Origin of the sequence: Streptomyces sp. (assembly GCF_019510245.1) — a bacterium.
Taxonomy (GTDB): domain Bacteria; phylum Actinomycetota; class Actinomycetes; order Streptomycetales; family Streptomycetaceae; genus Streptomyces.
Map to the genome: position 1 here is coordinate 1 of NZ_JAEKKT010000296.1, position 5,377 is coordinate 5,377.

The window sequence follows — 5,377 nt, forward strand, 5'->3', positions numbered from 1 at the left end:
CGGGAACACGGGGCGGGATCACCTCGTCGCGGTGAGGTACGGCGGTCCGGCCGCATCACGAAGTCCGGTCGCCAACCACCGTCTCGCTCGACACCCGGCCCCGCAACTCCTACGGTCCCTGGCCGACGTGCGGCCACGGACCGCCTGATGCGACCGCCCGCACGACCGGACTCCGTGTCGCGCGTGCGCACCGACACCCCGCCGGAGGCTGGACACCTGCTGGTGGACGATCGGACCAGTCGTCCTCGGCACGTTTCACCAGCGCCGCGAGTTCGACGTCGAGCGGGGGCCGGTCGGTGAACGTGAAGTCGACGCCCAGGTACCCGAGCAGCAGGTCGTCCGCGAAGCGTCGGGTTTCGAGGACCCGGTACGCGACTGTTATGCCGAGCAGTTGCGAGTTGCAGGACTCGGCGATGCCCTTGTGCCGGACGCAGTGAGCCCGGGCCACGGTCCCGGCCATCCCGCGGCAACAGGGTGGCGTGCGGCGCGCGGACCGACGTACCCTCGCCCCGTACCGCACCACATGGCGGCCTCCAGCGCACACCCCAAAGACCCGGAGGTCCCCGCATGCCCGCGCTCACGGTGCGCCCCTTCCGCCGCCACGACCGCGACCAGCTCACCGACCTGGTCAACGCGCATGTATCGGCCGTCGTCCCCGGTGTCTCGGTCTCGACGAACACGGTGCTCAGCGCCCTGGAGCGGCGGCCCGACGAGTTCATCACCGACCCGTGGGTGAGTGAACGCGTCACCCTCGTCGCCGAGCAGCGCGATCACGTGATCGCCGCCGCGCATCTGCTGCGCTACCGGTCAGGCCCGGACGTCGGTGAGTCCTACCGGGAAGTCGGGGAGATCGACTGGTTTCTCTGCCATCCGGCGGCCTCCTTCCGGCAGGGTACCGACGAGGCCGCCGACCTGATGATGGGCGCCTGCCTGGCCCAGCTCGCCCGGTGGAACGTACGGGTCCGGTACGCCGGCGGAGAGGTGCCCGCTCCCGGGGTGTACGGCCTGCCCCACACTTGGCCGCACATCCGTGCCGCCTTCGAACGCGTGGGCTTCAGGCATGTCGGCGACACGGAGGTGATCCTGATCGCTCGGGTGCCCGACCTGCCGCCCGCCGAGGCCCGCCCAGGCATCACCGTCCAGCGCACGCTGGGGGAGTGCGGCACTCGTCTCACGGCGTACGCCGACGGGCGCGCCCTTGGCTTCATCGAGGTCGACACCTCCCTGGCCCGCCCGGAGCGACACGCCCGCGCCGCCGGCCTCGCCGACATCGGCAACCTGCACGTCGACCCGGGCGCGTACGGCACGGGCCTGGAGCACTGGCTCCTGGCCCAAGCCGCCGACTGGCTGCGCCTGTGCGGGGCGGACCGTCTCCTCGCCTACGAAGCCGCGAGCGACCAGACGGCGATCGCCTACCTGACCTCGGCCGGCTTCCGTGAACTGACCCGCACCGACCGCCGCTGGGAGCACCTGCCGGGGTGAGATCGGCTCCCTGGCCGGTACCGGATCGGACCCCGGCCGGTGATCGTCAGGCGCGGTCGTGGAGTGTGACCTGGTAGCCGTCGGGGTCGGCGAAGGTGAAGGTCCGACCGAAGGGGCCGTCGATCGGTGCGGAGACGATGGTGTGACCGTCGGCGGCGAGCGCGTCGTGGATGGCCTGGACGTCGGTGGAGTGGAGCCAGATCGCGACACCGATGCCGGGCTGAGCGACGGATGCGAGATCGGTGCCGGGGATGACGTCGCGGAGTGCGAACGCGATCGGCTTCGTCTCGAAGACGACGGCGTGCGGAGGTCCGGTGGGTGAGCGGACCAGGCCCAGGTACTGCTCGTAGAACGCCTGCGAAGCGTCGAGGTCGCGCGCTTGGAGTGAGATGAAGTCGGGACCGATGGCGGGCATGACGCTGCTCCTTCTGCTCATGTCAGTTTTCTGACACGGGTCAACCTATGTCAGAATGCTGACATGAATCAAGACGGTGTCGATCTCGAGACGTCACTGGGCTACCTGTTGAAGGAGGCGTCGAGCGCCCTCCGCGCGGCCATGGAGGAGGTGCTGCGACCGCTCGGGATGAACGTGACGCGCTACTCCTGCCTCGAACTGCTGGCTCAACGACCGGGCTTGTCGAACTCCGAGCTCGCACGGGGCGCGTTCGTGACACGGCAGTCGATGAACGTGCTGCTCCAGGCCCTGGAACGAGAGGGCTACGTGACCAGGCCCACGGAGGCACCCGTCGGAAAGGTTCTTCCCACGCGGCTCACGCCTCGCGGCCGACGGAGCCTCGAGAAGGCGACCGTGGCGGTCCGGTCCGTCGAGGTCAGAATGCTGGCCGGCATGACCGAGACCGAGCAGTCAGACGCGTTCCGGAGCCTGCGGAGCATGATCCATTCCTTGCGCGAGAGCAACGACGGTACATAGCTCGTTCCCCGGCGCAGGTCTCCTGGAGATCTTCCGGGAGGCTTTCCCGTTCCACTGCCGCAGGTTCGTCTCGTCCGATACCGGCTGGAAACGTCGAGCCGTGATCAAGCGGCCGGCCCACCCGGTGGCGCCCGGGCCACCACCGGCGGGTGCGGGCCGTCAGCAACCGGTCAATTGTCGATCCCGTACATGTCGGCCTGGCCGTTCGACGCGGTCAGGCCGCTGTGCACCGGAGCTTCCCCGATGATGCTGGTGCGTCAGCTCAATGTCTCGGCCTTCGACGCCGGGGACACGAGGCGCGACCAGACCGTCGACGTGATGTGGTCGGCCGACTCCGCGTAGCCGATGCAGGGGCGTTGGTCGAAACGGTGACCGCCACGATCGCCAGACCATGGTGCCGTTGCTGCCCGAATTCGACCCAAGCGCAGCGCAGGCGACCCCGTCCATCGCTGACCAAACCCGCTCGGTGAGCCCCGTCAGCCGGACATGGCAACGACGTGTTTGCCGATGGCACCGCCCCGTTCGAACGCCCGGTGGGCTGAGGCGATGTCCGCGAAGGGGTACACGCCGGCCACGACGGGGCGCAGTGCGCCGAAGGTGACCTGGTCGGCCAGGTCGTGCAGGAGAGCGCTGCCGGGATTGGCGCTGAAGGTGCGCACGCGGCGGGCTCCGTGCACCGTGGATGCGGCGATCGCGGCCAGAACGGGACCCGAGAGCGCGACGGTGACCATCCGGCCGCTGTCCGTCAGGCGCCGGCGGTAACGGCTCAGGTCGGAGCCGACCGTGTCGACGATGACGTCGAACGGCCCGCTCTGCTCAGGGGTGGTGTCGCTGTAGTCGAGGACCTGGTCGGCGCCCAGGTCGCCCAGGGCTTCGGCGTGACGGGCGCGGGCCAGCGCGGTGACGTGGCCACCCATGGCGTGCGCCAACTGCACGGCGGCCGTGCCGACTCCGCCGGCCGCGCCCCGCACGAGGACCCTTTCCCCCTTCACCAGCCGCACGGAGTCCCGCAGTGCGATCAGCGCCGTCGCGCCCCCGACGACCAGGGAGGCCGCGTCCACCGGCGACAGGCCCGCCGGGGTGGAAGCGATGCGGCCTGCGGGGACCACGACGTACTCGGCCGCCCCGGCCGTCGTGTGCCGCTGACGGGGATGCACCATGCCCCACACCTGGTCCCCAACGCGGTACCCCTCCGCGCCGCTTCCGGTCTCGGCGACCTCGCCCGCGAAGTCCAGTCCGGCAGCAATGGGAAACCGGCGTCCCGACACCATGCGCACCTGGCCGGAGCGGACGAGCACGTCATGTCCGTTCACGCTGGACGCCCCGACCCGCACCAGCACCTCGCCCGGGCCGGGAACGGGCCGCTCGATGTCATTGACCTGCAGGACGTCCGGTCCACCGAAGCGGGTGATCTGAGCGGATTCCATGAGCGTTCCTCACTCGGGGGTCGGTTGCGTGCCACCGAGCCTGGCCCCTCCTCGCGACATCGTGGTCGTTCGGCTTTTCCTGGGACTGGCAGACCCACCCTCGTGGGCCGCTTCAGCGGCATACTGACGCCGTGACAGACGAACCCCGGCGCCAACTTGCCGACTTCCTGCGCACCCGCCGCACCCGGCTGCACCCACGGGACGTCGGCCTGGAACCCGGCCCGCGGCGCCGCGTCGCCGGACTGCGCCGTGAGGAGCTGGCCCTGCTCGCCGGGGTCAGTGCGGACTACTACCAGCGCATGGAACAGGGGCGCGACGTACGGCCCTCGCAGCAGGTCCTCGACGCCCTCGCCCGTGCCCTCAACTTCTCCGCCGAGGAGACCCGGCACCTGCACAGCCTCGCCGCCGCCGCGCGCACCCCGGCCCGGCCCCCGCGACCGTACGGGCCGGAGGAAGTACCGCCCACCACGCTGCGGTTGCTGCACACGACGACCGCGCCCGCGATGGTCGTGGGCCGCTTCCTCGATGTACTGGCCTGGAACCCGCTGGCAGGTTCCCTGCTGGGGGCGTTCACCCAGCTGCCACAGGCCGAGCGGAACCTGCTGGGTCTTCTGCTGCACCCGGAGGCCGACCACGCCTGCCCAGAGCGGGCGGCCACCGTCGCGGAACTGACCGGCATGCTGCGCGCCCAGGTGGCCGCCGACCCCAGCCACCCGCGCGGCGCGGAACTCGTCGGCGAACTCGCGGTAGGCAGCCACGAGTTCGCCACCCTGTGGGCCCGCCACGACATCGAGGAAGTGACCCGCGGCCGCATGCGCGTCAACCACCCACTCGTCGGCGAACTGAACCTGGACTGGGACGCCTACCCGATCCCCGGCGCCTCCGGCCCCGTCCTCATCGTCCTCACCGCCGAGGACGGCAGCCCCGACACCGAACGGCTCCGATTGCTCGCACGTCTGCTCGACACCCAGGAAGCCGGCGCGCAATCGGCGCCCCACCGGCCTTGACACGCCGGCCTACGTAACCTCCCATGCCGCGGCCGTGCGGGATCGGGCCCGGTCGGAAATGCCATGGCGTACGTGACGTCGGCGAGACGCCGCCGCGCTGACCAAGGGAGCCCCCCAGGACACTGCCCGTAGAGCGGTGCGGTCCCGGGGTGTCATCCGAGCGACGACGAGGTACGGGCGGTCAGGCGTGGGGGGAGTGGCTGTCGGCGGAGGCCCAGTACGGCGCCCAGGTCGGAAAGGACTCGGGCAGCTGACGGGCGCCCAGCGGGTCGCTGCCGTCGTTCACGCCGGTGCCGTGTGCGGGTCTGGACAGTGCGTCGGTCAGGTACCAGCGGTGGAACTTCCGCCGCCGGAAGCACCATTCGCCGTCCACACGCAGGTAGTCGTCCCAGTACTGCAGTTCCCCGACCTCCCATTGGCCGGTGGAGGGTCGTTCGAGCTGATCCCGGCAGTAGACGACGCCTCTGGCGCGGTCGGCGTCGTCGAAGTCCACGATGTGGTTGGTCACCTGGTGGATGGTGGTTCTCGAG

Annotated in this window: 8 protein-coding genes; 4 read left to right on the forward strand and 4 right to left on the reverse strand. The window is 70.5% G+C overall.

All coding sequences use genetic code 11. The features are described from left to right. Window positions 1-109: 109 nt before the first annotated feature. Window positions 110-448: a hypothetical protein gene (locus tag JF597_RS49285; protein WP_294012484.1), complete on the reverse strand. Its 339-nt coding sequence runs from the start codon at window positions 446-448 to the stop codon at window positions 110-112. 119 nt (window positions 449-567) lie between these two features. Here JF597_RS49285 and JF597_RS49290 point away from each other — a divergent pair, with 119 nt between their 5' ends. Beyond that, window positions 568-1,482 (forward strand): GNAT family N-acetyltransferase, encoded by a 915-nt coding sequence (locus JF597_RS49290; RefSeq protein WP_294012487.1) that lies wholly within the window; start codon window positions 568-570, stop codon window positions 1,480-1,482. Between the two features lie 46 nt (window positions 1,483-1,528). Here JF597_RS49290 and JF597_RS49295 read toward each other — a convergent pair whose 3' ends face one another. Then, entirely contained in the window at window positions 1,529-1,897 is a 369-nt protein-coding gene (locus JF597_RS49295; protein ID WP_294012489.1) for a VOC family protein, read from the reverse strand. A gap of 63 nt (window positions 1,898-1,960) precedes the next feature. Here JF597_RS49295 and JF597_RS49300 point away from each other — a divergent pair, with 63 nt between their 5' ends. Further along, on the forward strand, window positions 1,961-2,413 hold the full coding sequence (locus JF597_RS49300) for a MarR family transcriptional regulator (protein ID WP_069760124.1): 453 nt from the start codon (window positions 1,961-1,963) through the stop codon (window positions 2,411-2,413). 189 nt (window positions 2,414-2,602) lie between these two features. Beyond that, complete coding sequence (locus tag JF597_RS49305) at window positions 2,603-2,755, forward strand: hypothetical protein (RefSeq protein ID WP_294012495.1); 153 nt, start codon at window positions 2,603-2,605, stop codon at window positions 2,753-2,755. A gap of 134 nt (window positions 2,756-2,889) precedes the next feature. Here JF597_RS49305 and JF597_RS49310 read toward each other — a convergent pair whose 3' ends face one another. Beyond that, a complete protein-coding gene (locus JF597_RS49310; RefSeq protein WP_294012498.1) occupies window positions 2,890-3,840 on the reverse strand; it encodes an NAD(P)-dependent alcohol dehydrogenase in 951 nt (316 codons plus the stop codon). A gap of 131 nt (window positions 3,841-3,971) precedes the next feature. On the opposite strand from JF597_RS49310, the gene JF597_RS49315 reads away from it, so the two are divergent. Next, a complete protein-coding gene (locus JF597_RS49315; protein WP_294012501.1) occupies window positions 3,972-4,847 on the forward strand; it encodes a helix-turn-helix transcriptional regulator in 876 nt (291 codons plus the stop codon). A 181-nt stretch (window positions 4,848-5,028) separates the two neighbouring features. Here the strand turns inward: JF597_RS49315 and JF597_RS49320 are convergent. Further along, window positions 5,029-5,377: nuclear transport factor 2 family protein (locus JF597_RS49320; protein WP_294012503.1), on the reverse strand; the 349-nt coding region annotated here is incomplete at its 5' end.